This is a genomic window from Leptospira tipperaryensis (assembly GCF_001729245.1).
GTDB classification, from domain to species: Bacteria; Spirochaetota; Leptospiria; order Leptospirales; family Leptospiraceae; genus Leptospira; species Leptospira tipperaryensis.
Genome location: NZ_CP015217.1, coordinates 2,817,423 through 2,835,000, shown reverse-complemented (window position 1 = coordinate 2,835,000; position 17,578 = coordinate 2,817,423). Strand labels below are relative to the sequence as shown.

General features: G+C 42.9%; 15 protein-coding genes. 13 read left to right on the top strand and 2 right to left on the bottom strand.

Annotated features, from left to right (window positions below):
• Nucleotides 1-139: 139 nt before the first annotated feature.
• Nucleotides 140-880, top strand: a complete 741-nt coding sequence (lsa26, locus tag A0128_RS13300) for a surface adhesion protein Lsa26 (RefSeq protein ID WP_069607966.1) — start codon at nt 140-142, stop codon at nt 878-880.
• Nucleotides 881-964: 84 nt separating this feature from the next.
• Here the strand turns inward: lsa26 and A0128_RS13295 are convergent, their stop codons facing one another.
• The gene (locus A0128_RS13295) at nt 965-2,716 is read right to left on the bottom strand and encodes a M23 family metallopeptidase (RefSeq protein ID WP_069609289.1); all 1,752 of its coding nucleotides are present in this window, start codon (nt 2,714-2,716) and stop codon (nt 965-967) included.
• 101 nt (nt 2,717-2,817) lie between these two features.
• Here A0128_RS13295 and lptE point away from each other — a divergent pair, with 101 nt between their 5' ends.
• The 5 genes from lptE to A0128_RS13270 all read left to right on the top strand — a co-directional run bounded on the left by lptE (nt 2,818) and on the right by A0128_RS13270 (nt 7,111).
• On the top strand, nt 2,818-3,378 hold the full coding sequence (lptE, locus tag A0128_RS13290; RefSeq protein WP_069607965.1) for an LPS assembly lipoprotein LptE: 561 nt from the start codon (nt 2,818-2,820) through the stop codon (nt 3,376-3,378).
• A 32-nt stretch (nt 3,379-3,410) separates the two neighbouring features.
• Complete coding sequence (locus A0128_RS13285; protein ID WP_069609288.1) at nt 3,411-3,893, top strand: Fur family transcriptional regulator; 483 nt, start codon at nt 3,411-3,413, stop codon at nt 3,891-3,893.
• Nucleotides 3,890-5,014 carry a tRNA guanosine(34) transglycosylase Tgt gene (tgt, locus tag A0128_RS13280; protein ID WP_069607964.1) on the top strand — a complete coding sequence of 375 codons (1,125 nt, stop codon included), beginning with the start codon at nt 3,890-3,892 and terminating at the stop codon, nt 5,012-5,014. The genes A0128_RS13285 and tgt overlap by 4 nt, the downstream gene beginning before the upstream one ends.
• A 70-nt stretch (nt 5,015-5,084) precedes the next feature.
• Complete coding sequence (locus A0128_RS13275) at nt 5,085-5,420, top strand: STAS domain-containing protein (RefSeq protein WP_002745051.1); 336 nt, start codon at nt 5,085-5,087, stop codon at nt 5,418-5,420.
• A 47-nt stretch (nt 5,421-5,467) separates the two neighbouring features.
• On the top strand, nt 5,468-7,111 hold the full coding sequence (locus tag A0128_RS13270) for a lipoprotein LipL71 (protein ID WP_069607963.1): 1,644 nt from the start codon (nt 5,468-5,470) through the stop codon (nt 7,109-7,111).
• A 128-nt stretch (nt 7,112-7,239) separates the two neighbouring features.
• Here the strand turns inward: A0128_RS13270 and A0128_RS13265 are convergent, their stop codons facing one another.
• Entirely contained in the window at nt 7,240-7,746 is a 507-nt protein-coding gene (locus A0128_RS13265) for a DUF2628 domain-containing protein (RefSeq protein WP_162274108.1), read from the bottom strand.
• Between the two features lie 457 nt (nt 7,747-8,203).
• Here A0128_RS13265 and nadC point away from each other — a divergent pair, with 457 nt between their 5' ends.
• The 7 genes from nadC to A0128_RS13225 all read left to right on the top strand — a co-directional run bounded on the left by nadC (nt 8,204) and on the right by A0128_RS13225 (nt 17,532).
• Nucleotides 8,204-9,079 (top strand): carboxylating nicotinate-nucleotide diphosphorylase, encoded by an 876-nt coding sequence (nadC, locus tag A0128_RS13260; RefSeq protein WP_069607961.1) that lies wholly within the window; start codon nt 8,204-8,206, stop codon nt 9,077-9,079.
• A 2-nt stretch (nt 9,080-9,081) separates the two neighbouring features.
• Nucleotides 9,082-11,106 (top strand): RelA/SpoT family protein, encoded by a 2,025-nt coding sequence (locus A0128_RS13255; RefSeq protein ID WP_069607960.1) that lies wholly within the window; start codon nt 9,082-9,084, stop codon nt 11,104-11,106.
• Between the two features lie 25 nt (nt 11,107-11,131).
• Nucleotides 11,132-12,931 carry an extracellular solute-binding protein gene (locus A0128_RS13250; protein ID WP_156781923.1) on the top strand — a complete coding sequence of 600 codons (1,800 nt, stop codon included), beginning with the start codon at nt 11,132-11,134 and terminating at the stop codon, nt 12,929-12,931.
• Nucleotides 12,932-12,943: 12 nt separating this feature from the next.
• The gene (locus A0128_RS13245; RefSeq protein ID WP_069607958.1) at nt 12,944-14,011 is read left to right on the top strand and encodes a hypothetical protein; all 1,068 of its coding nucleotides are present in this window, start codon (nt 12,944-12,946) and stop codon (nt 14,009-14,011) included.
• A gap of 344 nt (nt 14,012-14,355) precedes the next feature.
• The gene (purB, locus tag A0128_RS13235) at nt 14,356-15,657 is read left to right on the top strand and encodes an adenylosuccinate lyase (RefSeq protein ID WP_069607956.1); all 1,302 of its coding nucleotides are present in this window, start codon (nt 14,356-14,358) and stop codon (nt 15,655-15,657) included.
• Nucleotides 15,657-16,442, top strand: coding sequence for a Rossmann-fold NAD(P)-binding domain-containing protein (locus A0128_RS13230; protein ID WP_069607955.1), 786 nt, complete (start codon nt 15,657-15,659; stop codon nt 16,440-16,442). Before purB ends, A0128_RS13230 begins: the two co-directional genes overlap by 1 nt.
• Nucleotides 16,432-17,532, top strand: coding sequence for an AraC family transcriptional regulator (locus A0128_RS13225; protein ID WP_069607954.1), 1,101 nt, complete (start codon nt 16,432-16,434; stop codon nt 17,530-17,532). The genes A0128_RS13230 and A0128_RS13225 overlap by 11 nt, the downstream gene beginning before the upstream one ends.
• The last annotated feature ends 46 nt before the right edge of the window (nt 17,533-17,578 follow it).

The following is a 17,578-nucleotide window of genomic DNA, read 5'->3' as shown; positions in this document are numbered from 1 at the left end:
TGAATAAGAGGAAAGAGGGAACTCCTTTTGTTGTTCTCGAGATCTAAATTTGACAAGAATGTAAATATTTTCTTGAAAATGAAGATTCCAGTCCTAGAATGTTCGAATCTTAGTCGTTAAGAAAATTTTGGAGTGTAGGATGTTCCGAGAAATGAAAAGAATTATTGTTTTAACTCTTACTTTTGGTCTGTTGTTTTTTTCGTCTTCCGTTTTTGCAGCGGGAACTTATTCAGAAGGTTGGGCCGTTGTAAAACTCATTCAATTTGAGAGCCGCGGGCTTATCTTCGATTCTCACGAAGGTCTTCTTGAATTTACCACTTTTGACAATGCGGAAAAATGCGACGCTTCTAAAGACGAATGTTTTTCTCCTCTCAAGGAAAAGGTAGAATTTAGTGTACGTCCGGAGAACGGAGAAGTTGTAAATTTTTTGAATAACAATCTAAATCAAGAAATTCTTGTTCAGTATAGAATTCATAGATTTGAACCGGTTGCACTTTCTACCGATTTTGAAGTAATCGGGGCTGTTAAACAACTTCCATCGATTCCGAAAGAGGCGTTGGACAAAATTATTGTCGATAAGTCGGGTGCTAAACGTAACTTTTCTGTTTCAGGAAGAATTCTAAAATTAGAATATCAAGGAACGATGATTGGAACTTACGAAGGCCTCTATTTGGATGAAGTTCGCGGTAAAGTGCATCCTTTTTCCATTACAAATGAGACAGTCGCTACGTTTGCTTGGAATACTATGAAATTTGGGACAAAATACTTTATCGGTGTTTCCGTCGCCTTTGCTACCGGTTGGAGAAAATCTGATTTCGATATTTTTGAAATCAATTATAAATCTCCTGCGGGCGGTGCTTATCCCGAGACGAAGAAGTAAGTTTTTTGTAAAAAAATGAAAGAGGGCGGAGTTCCGTCCTCTTTTTAAGTCGAACTCATTTTAGCGAAGAGTTAATTTTAGAATCTAACCTTTCTCTTTCTCAAGAGATTTTTCCAAATCAATCAGATCTGTCAGCCATTCCGAAACATTCCCAGCTCTATCCTTGATTCTTGCCTGTAACAAGAGTCGTTTCTTAAACTTTCCAAAGGACTTCGGAATTTTTACGAGGATCATTTTTCGATCGGATTCGAATTCATATGGATATATTTCTCCATCCAAAAGAATTTCGGCCCCACCTCCGTATCCGGATCCTATGTCCGAGACGGAATACATTCTTTCTATAATTGAAAGTGGACGGACCTCCGCCGTAAATCTATGACGGGAGATCAAATAGGGGTGTTCGATCCTCGGTTTCGAGCGATCTTCTAAGATGGCGATAATCCCGATCTTATTTAGGATCGCATTTATCCCATCAACAGAAGAAGTTGTCTTGAGCACTCCCCAACGTTTTGTTCCTTCTTCAAAGAGATAGAGATTTTCTCCTTTTCCCAACTTGCGTCCTCTCCAATTCAATTTTGCTTCTCCGGACCAGCTGATTCCGGTGGATTCTATCTCGATCAAATCGCTTTTGAGAATCAAACCTTCCGGTAAAAGAGAATCCGGCGGAGTTCCGACCTTTTCAAAGAGAATTTTACCTTTTCCAAAAGTATTTCCTTTTGGAGTATTGAGAGAAAACCTTTTGTCCTGAGAGGAATACTCAGTTGCCGTGGCTTTTTCAATTCTTCCTTTCGAACCCGTATTGAGAATTCGAAGTTTCAAGGAGGAAATATTTTCCTCCTTATCGCCTGCGATGATCTCAAGAGGAATCTCCTCTCCCTCTCGAAAAAGTTTTAAGTCGATGCTCGATTTTTGATTTGGAAAAAGGTTATATACATAAACGGGCGGGTTGAGGGACGAACGGTTGGAATCGTAGATGGACTGATGATCTCTTGCTTCCGCATAACTCATCTTTTCAAATTTTCTCTCATAGAGGGTTTGAAGACCGGAGACAAGTTTGGCAAAATAAAGATTATTCTTATTCCTGGAATTCATCCGATCAAATGCGCCGAGTTTGAACCAGACTTCTCCTCCGACCTTTAACGGTTCGTTATCGTTTGTCTCATAAATTCCATTCTCTTTTTTGACCAAAGGGATCCGAAATTTTTGTCCGTCGGACGAATCAACGTACAAAACGAGCATTTCCGGCGGAGTTCCGTCCTTATCCGTCATTCTTAGATACGCGAGAGGATTGAATGTGTCCCCGTTTCCATGAAGCTCAAAGTGTAGATGAGGAACTCCCGTTCCGGATTCTCCAATTCTTGCGACCGCTTGTCCTTGTTTTATGGAGAATTTCTGGTCAGAAAATTTTACCGAGAAAATTCCGTCGCTCAGAAGGTGAAGGGCCTGTCTTAAATTCTCCAATTCTTTTTTTGCACCTTCTAAATTGAAAAGATGCGCGAACTTTGCCCTCAGTCCGGAAGGAGAACGTACCATCAGGTTCAATCCGTATCCGTTCGGAGATTCGGAAAGTGATTCTACAAAACCGTCGAAGGGCGCGATGGCCGGAAGACCGTTCACATGGAATGTTTTAAAGTCGGCCCCCATGTGCAAATGGTGGACACGATATTCCGCAAAAGAGCCGGAGATCGGCGTCTGAAACTCCATCGGGAAACGTAGCTTGCCTTGAAGTTCGGGAAAGAGCCGAAGTTCTGGACGGTCCTCCGCCCTCAACCCATCCCAGGACAAGATTAGGATCGAAAATAGGAAAGCACATCTAACAACAAAGAATCGGTTCATGCTCGCAAGAAAATGGAACTCAATTCGGAATTTGTAAAGCCGAAAAGCACATCCGAAAAATCTCTTGCCCGGAGGTACGACCAAGAAAGATCCTTCTAACTATGTCCTTTGCCCGTCTGGCATTTTCGATTCTAACAATCCTCTCCCTTTTTTCCTGCACTTATTTTACGAGAGAACCAAGAAACCCACCCAAGATCGACGGGGTTCCGATTCCCGATGATCAGAGAAGGCTCTACGTACAAAACTTCAGAAACAATTCTTATGGAATGGGAGTTCAGACTCTCCTCACGGAGCTGGTTCGTTCCGAAATCGATTCGAGAGGAAGATTCATCCAGACCAGGGAAAAGTCTCTCGCGGCTTATCGGCTCTACGGAGAAATCGTTCACTACCAACTTGTAGGAAATCTCTTGGACCAAGGAGGTCAGTCGATCTCTCGAGAAATGTCCATCATCGTCCGATTGGAACTCCAGAAAGCGGGAGGACAAAAAATTCCCTTGGAAAGAGAAGAGATTCAGGTTAGAATCATGTTTTCAGATCAAGTTGGATTTCGAGAAAGTGAGAATCAAGCCCAGTCCCGTCTCCTAAAAATTATGGCAGTCCGAATCTCCGAAGAGATGGAAAGAGCCTGGTATTTTTCTATTGCCGGAAAGATTGATCCCTGATAATCTTGACCCGCCCCTTGAGTAATCTCATTATGAACCGAGAAAAACAAGAAGCCATCTTAAACAAAACCGAACCCGCGGTCCGCATGGAAATGCAGACCTTTTCCCAATACCTTCAGAAAGAAGGACTCAAGATCACCAATCAGAGAATGTTGGTCGCGGAGAGAATTTTTTCTCTTCACAATCACTTCACCGCGGAAGGACTTTTGGAAGAATTCAAAGATCAGAGAGATCAAATCTCCAAAGCGACGATCTATCGAATTCTTTCAATCATGGTTTCTGCAGGTCTTCTCCAAGAACATAACTTTGGGAAAGATTATAAATACTACGAACATATCATCGGACACAAACATCACGATCATATCATCTGTACAGTCTGCGGAAAAATTGTGGAATTTGTAGACGAAAGAATCGAACAGCTTCAAGAGCAAGCGGCGAAAGACAACGGATTCAGAATCACAGGTCACAGCTTAAACATCTACGGAACCTGTAGCGAACACACTTCCGGTAGATGATTTTTAGAACGACTTCCGAGGATTCAAAAACTCGAGCCAGAACCGGAATTCTTGATCTCAACGGAGTAAAACTGAACACTCCCGTTTTTATGCCCGTAGGTACTCGAGGCGTTGTCAAAACCCTCAATACGGAAGATCTGGAAGAACTTGAGTATTCTTTAATATTAGGAAACACATATCATCTCTATCTCCGACCGGGAACTTCCGTCTTGGATCAATTCGGAGGTTTGAAGAAATTCATGACCTGGAAGGGAGCTCTTCTCACAGACAGCGGAGGATATCAGGTCTTCAGTCTCAATTCTCTCTTTAAATATGAAACGGACGGCGTTCGCTTTCAATCTCATATCGACGGAAGTCGTCACTATTTCACTCCCGGATCCGTGATCGATGTGCAGAGAAGTATCGGCTCGGATATCATGATGGTCTTGGATGACTGCGCTCCTTTTGATTCGAGTCCGGAACGTCTGAGACAATCTTTGGACCGAACGCATCGTTGGGCGGAAATGTCAGTCGAACATTGGGAGAAGAATAAGAATTCTCAACATCTCTTTGGAATTTTTCAAGGAGGAATCGATCTGGATTCTCGTCTGGAGAGTTTGAAAGCGATCGCATCATTGCCGTTTGACGGGATTGCCATCGGAGGACTCTCTGTCGGAGAACCGAGAAAGGATTTTATTCGAATCTTAGATGGAATTTCTTCTCACACCGATCGAAGTCGACCGCTCTACTTGATGGGCGTAGGAACGGTTCCCGATATTTTGGACGGAGTGAAGAATGGAGTCGATATGTTTGACTGCGTACTTCCGACCAGAAACGCGAGAAACGGACAAGTCTTTACATCTTTAGGAAAGGTCAATCTCCGAAATGAGAAATGGAAGAACTCGGATGCGCCTATGGACCCGAATTGTCAGTGCAAAGTTTGCAAGAGATACAGCATCGGCTATATCAGACATCTTCATCACGTCGGAGAGATCACTGCATTTTCACTTTCAACATTTCATAATTTGTTTTTCATGAAAAACTTTCTCTCTGAGATACAAAAATCCATTCAAGCAGGAGAATTTTTAGAAACTTATGCCAGATGGAAAAATTTGTACGAAAAGCCTGAATTTTCCGGTTGACTATTTAAAGAATCGCCTTTCCTTTAGTAGAGCTGGCCGGAAAGAGACAGAAAGGAGTTGCTGATTATTTATGGAAATAACCAGAAGAGAAAGCGGGAACATTGTGATTCTGGACATAAACGGAGAGATCGATCTCTACAATGCCCCAGAGATAAAAGATGTAATCGCTAAACTCATCGAGGAACAAAAATATTATACCATTATCAATCTGGAAAAAGTTTCCTACATTGACTCGTCTGGTATTGGTGCATTGATTTCCAGCCTCTCCAACCTGAAAAAGTATCAGGGGGGACTTAAAATTATCAACGTCTCCGGATCGGTAAGAAAGGTGTTCGAGCTTACAAAGCTTACGTCCTTCTTCGAGATCTTTGATAATGAAGCAGAGGCAGTGTCTGCCTTCAAGTAAGATCGGATTTTAAATTTATCCTACCTTTTCTGAAACCTGGTGCCGCAATGAAATCAATACAAAGAAAAATATCCTCCGCTTTTATAATTTTACTCACAGGTGTCCTGATCGCCTGTGGAGCAGAACTTCCGATTCAGGAGTTGAGCGACGCAAAGAATTCGATCACGAGAGCGAAATCTGCGGGCGCTGAAAAATATGCTCCTGCAGAATTAGAGGAAGCTCGTAAGAGTTTATTGAATGCGCATCAGAAGGCATCGGAAGAAGATTTAGCAGAAACAAAAAAGTCAGCCGAGTATGCGAGAGCAAAGGCCTTAGACGCATCTGAAAAATCCTTCCCTTCTACCGTTGATGAGGCAAGAAAAGAATCCACTGCATCGATTGATTCCGCCGACGAAGCTTACGCTTCTCAGCTGGCCTCCGAACCTTATAACTCTGCGGTTCAACTTCGTAAAGAAGGGGATACGCTTCGTGAAACTGCGGATAGAACCTTAGAATCCTATCCAAGAGAATCCGGAGACGACGCGAAGTTAAGAACTCGTTTGGCCGCCTTTGATCAGTATGAAGCATCACGTCAGAAATATGCGGATTCTAAAAAGTCGGCAGATGAATCAAAAGTGTTGGCTCTTTCTCAGAAACAACAACTGATCGATTCACTTGCAGACATAGAAAAGAATCTGAGTGATGCGGATAAATACGCAGAAGGAAAAGATCCTGAAGTTACGGAAACGAGAAATCGTTTGGATTCCGCAAAAGCCAAGATTGAAGAAGGAAAAATCAAAGACGGCTACGCTGAAATTGATGATATTCGCAAAAAATCAGGCGAACTCGTAGCAAAAAATATCAAGGCCTATGCTGAAAAGCAAAAGGAACTTGCGAAGCAGAGCATCGCTTCCTCTACAACAAAATTAGCATCCTTTGATAAAACAAAAATCAACGCTTCCAGAGATTTCCAAGTTTCTTACCAAAGAGCCGAAGAAAATCTGAAAGCCGCAGAAGAATCCAGAGTTTCCGCCGAGGATCTCTATTCTTCTGAAAAATATGAAGATTCCATCGCTCGCTCCGAAGAAGCAATTCGTCTTTCCAGAATAGTCGTAGACCAATCAGCAGAACTTGCTGAAAGAATGGAGAGAAAGACTGGAGACAACGTCGCGAATCGTGACACAAAAACCGGAAAAGATGGAAAGAACAACAAGACGGAAACTACGGAAGGAAAGAATTCTTCTCCAAAAATCGGAGAGGATGGATTACCGGAAGGTTGGAAACGTTATGTGGTTCGTAAAAAAGTTCCTGCGGATTGCCTCTGGAGAATCGCGAAGGACAAGAGACACTACGGAACTTCTCGACTTTGGAAAAGAATCTACGAAGCAAACCGCGGTAAGATTAAGAATCCAAACTTGATTTTCCCAAAACAAGTATTACTCATTCCTCCTGCAAAAGGACCTACGAAGTTTAATAAAAATCAGGTTCCAAGCAAGAAGAAGCCGGCTGCGGCAGAAGAAGTAGAGGCAATTGAGCAAAATCAAAAGCCGGCAACTACGGAAGAAGCAGAGCCTGAAACCGGCGGTGAAGATGCGGAGAGCAAAAAGAAGAATGAAGTGAAGGAACCGGAAACATCCGGGGACGAAGCTGGTTCGGAAGTTGCTCCTGAAGAAGAAAACGCCGAAGAGGAAAATCCGGAAAATCTACAGTAAGAATTTCGGTTCTTCTAAAAACGAAGGCTTGGTCTGGTGACCAAGCCTTTTTTGTGTCCGGAGTTCCGTCCACTTTTCCGAAAAAATCTCCGGCCTTGTAAAAAACCGAGCTTTTAAATCCCGCACTTTTATTTTACAAACTCGAGAATTACGCCAACCACGATCGGAATACCGGCCAAGATCGCCGCTTTTACGTCGGTCCGACCTTGTTTCTTACATTCTTCCAACTTTTCCATCTCGTCTTTTCCTGGATCCTCAGCAATCTTCTGAGTTTTTTTAGACATGAAATCCAGATAAGTATAATTTCCCATCAAGCCAAAGACTAAGGCCCCGCCTCCAAAAGCAGAACCCGGAAGATCCTTCTTTAATAAATAAAAAACGACGAAGGACGCACCGATGATAAGCGCATAGTAGATGATAGCGATCGAATACATCTTTCGATAGGCATACCAAATCGGTCCTAAAAGAATCGAACCCCAGTTCCAGGAATAAATTTTCAGAGCAGATGAATTGTTTTTCATCTTTTCCCATTTTTTAAAATAATAATCGGCCTTGTTACCTATAAATTCCCGATTTTGATCCTTCTCATATCCGTTCAAAAGACTTTGCAGTCTTTCATTTCCTCTTCCTTTCACAATCATCTCCTCTTTGGATTCCTTCGAGCGTTTCGACGGCTATCCTTGCAACAGCTCTTTTGGAAATTTTTTGATTCCTAAATTCTTATCCTCCATTTCACGTTAGATTCTTTTGTGATTATAAATCCGAATTTTTTTAAGTTTTTCACTTTCAGGAGGTTTCTTACGGGAGAATTTTATTTTAGAATTTTTCCTTGCTCGAGAGGGCATGTGCGGGGTCGAAGAATGGATTTCATCTTTTGATGGTGACCTTTTAGTTCGAGAGAACCTAAATTGGAATCAACGATCCCTTTTTAGAGAAGATTTTTGACATTCTTCTTCTAAATTTAGGAAATTCTTTTCTCTTCGATTCTCGCGGAGGAAATTTTTGTCTTGAGAATGGTTTCTTATTTTACCATTCTCCTTGAAATTCACTTGATTGTGGCTTCCAAATTGGAAAACATTCTTTTGTATTGAAATGAAGCGCGCCTATACCCAGCCTATTTCCTCCGTTAATTATCAAGACTACGAAACATTGGTCGGCCTCGCGTGGCAGGAAGACTGTCCCGATGAGGATATTACTTCCGTGTCGCTTTTTTCTCCCGAAAAAAAAGCGACCGCGTCTCTCAATGCGAGAGAACCGGGAATCCTCTGTGGGACCGGTGTATTAGAAGTTCTGAATGTTCTTTCCGGGAATTCCATTCAGGTCGAATTTTTTAAAAAAGATTCGGAAAGTTTTGTGAAAGGGGATACACTTTTAAGAATCCAAGGCAGCCTGATCGGCATTCTTCGGATTGAAAGAATCCTTTTAAACTTTCTACAATATCTTTCCGGAATTTCAACGCGCACGGGAGAAGTCGTTTCCAAATACGGAAAAAACGGCCTTATGATTTTAGATACTCGGAAAACTCTTCCGGGTTATCGTAAACTCGCAAAGTATGCGGTCTACTGTGGAGGTGGAAGCAATCACAGGCTCAATCTTTCGGAGATGGCGATGATCAAAGACAATCACCTCGCGATGTATTCTTCTTCGCACGAACCCGTCGGCAAGATTCAGTCGAAATTCCCGGGAAGACTCGTGGAAGTGGAAATAGATTCTCTCTCGCAACTCGAAGACGTAATGACCTCGGGTGCGGACGTGATTCTCTTGGATAACTTTTCTCTGGAAGATACAAAGACCGCGTATTCAATCTTGAAACAAAAAGCTCCGAAAATTCAGATCGAATTCTCAGGCGGTATCACTCCCGAAAAACTGGAAGCGCTCTCCGAACTTTCAGGCGCCGGAGTGAGCATGGGATATCTGACTCATACGACTCGTTTTCTAGACCTCGGTTTAGATATAGAACAACACTGAGAATGGGATTTGTGAAAGCAGCCGCATCCAAAGAAATGCTCTTCGAAGGTGTTCGAGAAACCTTAGGAGACAACGCATACGAATCCGTTTTAAAGGCGTATGACGTGTCCGAAAAGGCGCACCAAGGACAGTTCCGTCTTTCCGGCGAACCTTATATCGTACATCCTCTTCAAGTAGGATATCTTCTTTTCGAACTCGGCTTGGACGAGAAGGTCATCTGCGCCGGTCTTCTTCACGACGTCATCGAAGATACGCAATATTCCCGCGATGATATGATTCGGGACTTTGGAGAGGACATCACCGATCTCGTGGAAGGCGTCACTAAAATTTCCAAGATCAAAAGCCAATCGAAAGAAACCGAAGCAGCGGAGAATATTCGTAAGATCATCGTCGCTACGATCAAGGACATCCGAGTCATCCTGATCAAACTCGCCGATAAAACTCATAACATGCGGACCCTTTCTTTTCAGCCCGCGGAAAAACAAAGAAGAATCGCGCAAGAAACACTTTCTCTTTATGCGCCGATCGCCGGAAGACTTGGGATTTACAAAATCAAATCCGAACTAGAAGACCTCGCGTTTCAAATTCTCAATCCGGAAGAATATCAAGACGTTAAGAAAAATATCAATTCCAAGAAGTCGGAAAGAGAAGGTTTTCTGGAAACCCTCAAGATCATTCTTCTCCAGAGGCTTTCCGAAATTCAGATCGAAGCCGACGTCGACGGAAGGGCAAAGCATTTTTATTCCATCTATAGAAAGATGAAGCTCAAGGAAAAAACCTTTCACGAAATCTTCGATCTTCGCGCGATTCGAATCATTGCAAACGAAGTTAAGGATTGTTACGGTGTATTAGGAATCGTGCATACTCTTTGGAACCCGGTTCCGGGTCGTTTTAAGGATTATATCGCAACTCCTAAAACAAACATGTATCAATCCCTTCATACGACCGTGATCGGACCCGACGGAAAACCTCTCGAGGTTCAGATTCGAACCAGAGAGATGAACGATATCGCGGAATACGGAATCGCAGCACACTGGATGTATAAGGAAGGAAAACCTTCCACGGGCGGAAAGAGCGTAAAGGTAAAATGGCTCGAACTCTTGAGTTCCTGGCAGGATTCCGCTCTGGATCCAAAAGAGTTTGTTGAAGAATTAAAATACGATCTTCACGAGGACGAAGTCTTCGTCTTTACGCCGAAAGGCGAGATTCTCCAGTTACCAAAAGGTGCGACGATCTTAGACTTTGCGTTTCGGATTCATACCGATGTCGGTTTAAAAGCAAAGGGCGGAAGAATCAACGGAAGAATGCTTCCTCTTCGAACCGAAATTCGTTCCGGAGATCAGATCGAAATCATCACCGATAAAAGAACCAAACCTTCTCCGATCTGGCTTCGGATCGTAAGAACTCCTTCCGCGAGACAAAAACTTCGAGCTTACTTTCGAAGACTCAGAGAAGAAACCAAAAAGGATCTTCAACAAGAGGCGGAGTTCGCCGCTGAGATTACGCTTAACGCGGACGTCTTGGAAGAGCTCAAGAAAAAACCTTCTTCCAGACCTACGAAACAAATCGACTTAGCCGCGGGTAAGGTCATAGTCGCGGGCCTTCGTGGAATTCCAGTTCGACTTTCGGGTTGTTGTTCTCCTCTTCCGGGCGACGAGATCATCGGTTTTGTTACGAGAGGAAGAGGTGTTAGCATTCATAAAAAAGGATGTACTACCGCCAAACAACAGGAACAAGAAGAATCCATGCGTGTCATCACGGTCGAATGGGACTACGGTCAGAGCGAATCCATTCCAGTTTTGATCGAAGTGAAATCCAAAGATCGTCAAGGTATCTTTATGGAAATCGTAAAATCTATTTCCAACACACAAACCAACATTCGAGAATCCAAAGCCTCTACGGATCAGAGAGGAAATCTCGTTGCTAGTTTTGAAGTGGAAGTGGAACATTTGGATCAGCTCAAGGAAATTCTGAGCAATCTAAAACAAATCCCGGACGTTTATCAAGCTCATCGAATTAAAAATTAACACGAGGTAACTTTTTTTGAAAAAGATCTATCAATTTTTTATTTACTGTTCTTTTCTTTTTGTCTCCGCCGGCGTTCTCATTCAGTGCGGAGAAAAAGAAGAAGCCGATACTTCCGCGGTTGTTGAAGACGTTCTTTGGAAAGGGAATCCGGATTCGATTCCGGCGGCGCTTCGAGTTCAAAACCCGATCGTTTCCCCGGAAGCAAAAAAGGGAGGAACCTTTCGGATCTATAGTCATCAGTTTCCGAAATCTTTGAACTACTATTTGGATCAATTTTCGACTACCGCGCATATCTTCGGCCTGATGTTCGAACCTCTTCTCGACTATCATCCGATCACACTCGAACCGATTCCTCATCTCGCTTCTTCTTGGAAAATTTCTCCGGATAAAAAGAAATTTACTTTTACAATCGACTCGAACGCGACTTGGTCGGATGGAAAACCGATCACGGCGCATGACGTTCTTTTTACATACGAAACCCTGATGGATAAGAATAATAATACCGCAGTGTTTCGAATCGATCTTTCCCGTTTTGAAAAGCCGGTGGTTCTAAACGATCGAGAAGTCGAATTTACTCAAAAAGAAATCCACTGGTCCAATTTTAATACGATCGCGAATTCGCTCTACATTCTTCCGGCGCATCACTTCCAAGGGAGAAACTTTGATAAGGAGAATTTTGATTTTCCTGTGGTCTCGGGGCCTTATTCGATGTTGTCCGCAAAAAAGGGTCGTTATGTAAAGATGAGAAGAAGAGGCGACTATTGGATGCGAGCTTATCCTTTTTACAAGGGCCTCGACAATTTCGATACGATTCTTTTTAAGGTCTATAACGAAGAACCGATTGCGTTTCAAGCATTCAAAAAAGGTGATATAGATATTTATCCGACTTACACTGCTTCTTTTTGGGTAAAGGATGCGGTTGGCGAAAAATTCGACGAGAACTACATTCTCAAACAAAAGATCTACAACTCCAAACCGATCGGTTTCCAAGGTTTGGTTTTTAATATGCGAAGAGAGATCTTTTCGGATGTGAGAGTGAGAAAAGCATTCGCTCACCTCGTGGATCGTAAACTCCTGATTGAAAAACTTGCATACAACGAATACGAGGAAACCAACGCATTCTACCAAGACCTTTGGGCGAACGGTTCTCCCAATCCTCCGATCGATTTCGACGTTAAAAAGGCGAGAGAACTTCTCGCGCAGGCGGGTTGGAAAACAAACGCCAGAGGAATTCTTGAAAAAGACGGAAAAGAATTTAAGTTCAGCATTCTGGAAAGGGATAAGAAGTCCGAAAAGTATCTGACTCTGATTCAAGAAAGAGCGAAAGAAGTCGGGATCATCATCAGTCTCGAATCCACGGATCTTGCGGAATGGAGTTCTCGAATGGATAAATACGATTTCGACATGACCTGGGCGGCCTGGGGTGGAGGAATTTTTAAGGATCCGGAAGCGATGTGGTATTCCAAATACGCTGAAGAAAAAGGTCAGCCCAATCTTGCTGGGTTTAAGAATCCGGAAGTGGATAAACTCATCGAACAACAAAGGGCCGAATTCTCCATTCCAAAAAGAAACGAAATTCTTAAAAAAATAGATAAGATTCTTACATTACAAGTTCCTTATGTTCTTCTCTGGAACACGAGCGCGACAAGAATCATGTATTGGAATAAATTCAAATCTCCGAAAAATCCTCTCGGAAAATACGGAAGCGAAAAAGAGGCCTCTTCTCTTTGGTGGTTGGACCAAGAACGTTCTTCCAAACTCGAAGAAGCGATTTTGAATAAAACGAAATTGTCCTCGATTCCAGAAAAGGTTTATTTTCAGTAAGTTTTCAAGCTTATGGCTCAGAGAAATCGTTTAGGAGAGTTAGGCGGGGTCATACGCGATTTTTTAAGTTCGCCTAAAATTCCGAACTTTATCGAGCTCTTGGAGAAGGGGCTCGATAAGGAACTCTTCTACGATCCGGATAAGGCAAAACCGGAAATCCCGATCGAAGATCTTCCCGTCGATTTTCGTCTGAGAGAATCGGGCTTCGTGAGAAAAACATACGAAAAACTTTTCCCGGTTTCTCATCTGTTTCGCATAACGCATCGTTATGATAGAGAATATCTTGATAACTTCATGCCTCTTTCCGCCGAAAAATACATCGGAAGAGGTTCTTATAAGTTTGTTTACGCACTTCCTTGGAATCAGGTCGTTAAGATCGGTAAATCCAAACTTCCTTCGGATCCGATCTTCGGTTCCTTATACAAACACGTGAATAAGAATCTGGATCGTTATTTGAAACCGGAAGAAATTCATTTGATGGAGTTTTTGAAATCCAAAACTTGGGGTCGATCCGCAAAAGAAGACATTCAGTTTAAATTTTCAAGGCTCGGTTTGGAACGTCTTCATTATTGGAAGCTCAAGTCTCTCATCCCGGATTTGGTTCTTCCAACTCGCTACTTTATGGGTCTTCGTGCGAGAAGAACTCCGTTTGGAATTCCGATTCTTACGTTAACCCCTTGCGACAATCAAAATCTCCTTCCCGGAAAACACTTAAAAGAATTCATTCGCCTCAACGAAAAGATACGACAGAATCCTCTGCAAGACGCGTTCTTTCCAAAATGGAAGTTGAACTTTGATACTCATAAGTTCGGCGTGATCAGTCGTTCGAAGTTGAAAAAGATCGCTTTGGATTTTCACCGAGTAATCGAAGTGACGAAACATCTCGCTGAAGAAGAGAAGCTGATCTTTGATATCCATTCGGAAAATATCATCATTACGTTTCCGGATTTTTCTTTGAAGATTTTTGATTACCACGTTTTCGACGAGCATCTCTATGAGCCGAGTAAGGAGAATCCTTCTCCGGAGATCGATCATATCAATACGATCCGTGAGTTTGTTCGTTCTTTTGAGCTAGGGTGAAAGTGGACGGTAGACCGTCCGCTCTTCACGGTAAAACACGCGCTTGAAGGGAAGATTCAGGGGCCTTCGATTCTAAATTCTAAAATTAAAATTCCCTTTTTTAAATCGGTGTAAAAATCTTTTCGATGATACCGTTTGGCGGACTTCGAGTCTGTTTTTAAGTAGAATTTCTATGGGATCCTTTGTCGGAGCAAGGATTTCCCTTGCGCAAAGTGGACGGAACACCGCAAACTTCCTCTCACAGAAGACCTCGCTCGTTTTGTAGGTCCAATTTTTCTTTTTACAGAAAGACCTTCTATAGGAGAGTGGATTTGAATTCATTTTCCTAAAAGGACCTTCCAGCAATGATCGATCGATATTCCAATCCTGCCATTTCCAAAATTTGGGAATTAGAGAACAAATTTGAAATCTGGAAAGAAATAGAAATTCTTGCCTGCGAAATCCGAATGAAACGCGGAGAAGTTCCGGCCGAGGACTTTCAAGAAATCAAAACGAAAGCAAAATTTAAAGTGGATGAAATTCTCGAAATCGAGAGCAAGGTTCATCACGACGTCATCGCATTCTTAACCAATATGAATTCCTACATCGGCCCCGCGGGACGCCACGTTCACTACGGTCTTACGTCCTCCGACATCGGAGACACCGCGCTTTGTGTTCAGATGGTTCAAGCAATGGATCTCATCCTAAAAAAAACCGACGAGTTGATCGTCGCGGTGAAAGAGAAGGCGATTCAGTATAGGGATCTTCCTTGTATCGGACGTTCTCACGGAATTCACGCGGAGCCGATGACCTTGGGACTTAAGTTCGCATTATTTTTTGAAGAATTAAACCGAAATCGGAAAAGAATGGCGGACGCCCGCGAAGAGATCGCAGTCGGAAAACTTTCAGGAGCCGTAGGAACTTATTCCAATATAGATCCCGAAATCGAATCCTATGTCTGCGAGAAGATGGGACTTCGCGTCGATCCGATCGCAACCCAAGTAGTATCGAGAGATCGTCACGCGTTTTATCTCTCCGTTTTAGGAGTTACGGCTTCTTCTCTGGATCGAATGGCGACAGAGATCCGACTTCTCCAAAAGACGGAAGGAAGAGAAGTGGAAGAGCCTTTTTCCGTGGGACAAAAAGGATCTTCTGCGATGCCTCACAAAAGAAATCCTGTGATCTGTGAAAGAATCTCCGGGCTCTCCAGAGTGATCCGGGCAAACGTAAACGTAGGATTACAAGACGTAGCCCTCTGGCACGAACGGGATATTTCTCATTCTTCGGCGGAAAGAGTTGTACTTCCCGATTCTACGATTGGACTGGAATACATCTTGGATAAGATGCTCTTCGTGATTAAAAATATTCACGTCTATCCGGATGCGATCGAAAGAACGTTAGGCGTCACACGAGGCTTGATCTTTTCCCAAAAGGTTCTTCTCGCGCTTATCGAAAAAGGAAAGATCGTTCGCGAAGACGCGTATCTCATCGTGCAAGAACACGCGATGGCGGTCTGGGGGAATCAATCCGAAACTCTCAAAGGAAGACTGGAAAAGGATTCTCGCGTCAATCAGGTTCTCACACAAAACGATCTGGACGATATCTTTAAGATCGAACCTTATCTTGAAAAAGTAGGACTCATCTACAAACGTCTGGGATTGGAGTAGTGCGGAACGTTGCAGTTTTCGGTCTAGGTTATACCGGAAAGCGCATCGCTGAAAAGCTCCAGACGCTTCCGGAGATTTCACTTCGCAGTTTTTCTTCAAAAACTCAAATTTCCGGAACTGAGAATTTCGATTTTTCCGATGCGAATTCTCTTATAACGTTTTCAAAAAAGATTTCTCCAAAGGAAATCGATCTTGGAATCGTCACTTTCCCGGTTCAAAAACTGCAAGATCCTTCTCTCTTTCTGGATCTTCTTTTTGTATCGGTTAAGAATCCGATTCTTCTGGGAACTACTAGTATCTATCGAAGAGATCCCGATATCGTAGAATCGACTCCACTCTTGGAAGATCACGATCGTTTTTCCGTGGAAGAGGAATGGCTTCGTAGGGGCGGCAAAATTCTTCGGCTCTGCGGAATCTACGGTCCCGGCAGAAATCCTGCGGATTGGGCGAGAAAAGGATTGGTAAAGAAGAATTCAAGACAACTCAATCTTATACACGGGGACGACGTCGCACTTACGGTTTTTCGTCTAACACAACTCATTCGGGAAAAGAATTTTGAGATTCTTCCAAACGTCCTCAATCTTTCGGACAATCAGTGGCATACTTGGAAAGAAATTTTTTCCGTTCTGGAAGAACACGATAAAATTCCGAAATCCGAAATCGTAGAGTCCGACCGAGAGGATAGTTTTATAGACAGCGGGCTCATTCGGAACTTGCTTCCTGATTTACAAACAAAAGACTTTTGGAGAGAGTTGGAAAATCTGGAAGGAATCAGTGATCACTGAAATTACAAATATCTTACATTTCTTTTCGATAGGCGGATTGATTTCTCTCCTTCTTTTTTTCTCGCTTCGTTATTGGTATGATATTGGAGGAAAGATCGCCGTCTTTTTTATCTTTTCGATTCTTTCTTATCTGATCCTCAATTTGGACGTAAACGTTCAGATTCCGCCGATGGTTCGTAATCTTCTCTTCTTATCGGTTTTGGCTTTGCCTTTTTTTTACTGGCTCATTACGTTAGCCGCGTTTGAAGATCATTTCGAAATCAAAAAATGGTTCTGGGCGCTTCTCGCCGGGAAACTAATCATTTCAACGATTGCTACATACCCTGATCTTGGACAAATTTCTCTGCGTGGTCCGGTGGAATCCGAAAGAATTTTATCCCGGATTCTTCTGCCTTCGATCTTTTCTCTCGGTTTTGTTTTGACCGCGATTATCCAAACCTACATCGGAAGAAAGGACGACCTTGTAGAATCCAGAAGGACACTCAGGCAGATTCATATTCTTATCTCCGGAACGGTAATCGCACTCAATATCTTCTCTCATCTTTTCTTACGCGGAAAAGAAGTTTCAGAAATCTTAGATTTGATCAACGGGGCGCTCGCCTGGGGACTCATTCTCGCGTTTCAATTTTTGATGTTCGAACTCAAAGAGGGTCTCATCCAAAAGAAAGTGGGAATTGTAGAAGAGGAAAAACCTCCCGTCGTCGATCCGATTCTTCAGAAAAAACTCATCGATTCTTTCGAAAAAGAGAAGATGTATCGCTCGGAAGGTTTGACGATACGCGGTCTTGCGGACGAACTTCAGGTCCACGAATACAAACTCAGAAGGCTTATCAACGGCAATCTTGGGTTTCGCAACTTCAACGATTTTCTCAATCGTTATCGAATCCAAGAGGCGTGCGAGATACTTTTGGATCCGAGTAAGGATGAGATCCCCGTCATTCGAATCGCAATGGATCTCGGTTATCAGTCTTTGGGGCCTTTTAACCGCGCTTTTAAGGAACTTACGACTCTCACGCCGACGGAATATCGAAAAAACCGAGTGGATCCGAAAATAAACCTGAACGATTTTGAAAATAGTAAGCTCAAATAGACTTTTCAGACAATAATATATTCAATTCTACGAGTCCCATCTCGTA

What these genes read in the sequence shown, in the direction of transcription:
- lsa26 (WP_069607966.1), top strand. Translation starts at nt 140, where the DNA reads ATGTTCCGAGAAATGAAAAGAATTATTGTTTTAACTCTTACTTTTGGT.
- A0128_RS13295 (WP_069609289.1), bottom strand. Translation starts at nt 2,716, where the DNA reads ATGAACCGATTCTTTGTTGTTAGATGTGCTTTCCTATTTTCGATCCTA.
- lptE (WP_069607965.1), top strand. Translation starts at nt 2,818, where the DNA reads ATGTCCTTTGCCCGTCTGGCATTTTCGATTCTAACAATCCTCTCCCTT.
- A0128_RS13285 (WP_069609288.1), top strand. Translation starts at nt 3,411, where the DNA reads ATGAACCGAGAAAAACAAGAAGCCATCTTAAACAAAACCGAACCCGCG.
- tgt (WP_069607964.1), top strand. Translation starts at nt 3,890, where the DNA reads ATGATTTTTAGAACGACTTCCGAGGATTCAAAAACTCGAGCCAGAACC.
- A0128_RS13275 (WP_002745051.1), top strand. Translation starts at nt 5,085, where the DNA reads ATGGAAATAACCAGAAGAGAAAGCGGGAACATTGTGATTCTGGACATA.
- A0128_RS13270 (WP_069607963.1), top strand. Translation starts at nt 5,468, where the DNA reads ATGAAATCAATACAAAGAAAAATATCCTCCGCTTTTATAATTTTACTC.
- nadC (WP_069607961.1), top strand. Translation starts at nt 8,204, where the DNA reads ATGAAGCGCGCCTATACCCAGCCTATTTCCTCCGTTAATTATCAAGAC.
- A0128_RS13255 (WP_069607960.1), top strand. Translation starts at nt 9,082, where the DNA reads ATGGGATTTGTGAAAGCAGCCGCATCCAAAGAAATGCTCTTCGAAGGT.
- A0128_RS13245 (WP_069607958.1), top strand. Translation starts at nt 12,944, where the DNA reads ATGGCTCAGAGAAATCGTTTAGGAGAGTTAGGCGGGGTCATACGCGAT.
- purB (WP_069607956.1), top strand. Translation starts at nt 14,356, where the DNA reads ATGATCGATCGATATTCCAATCCTGCCATTTCCAAAATTTGGGAATTA.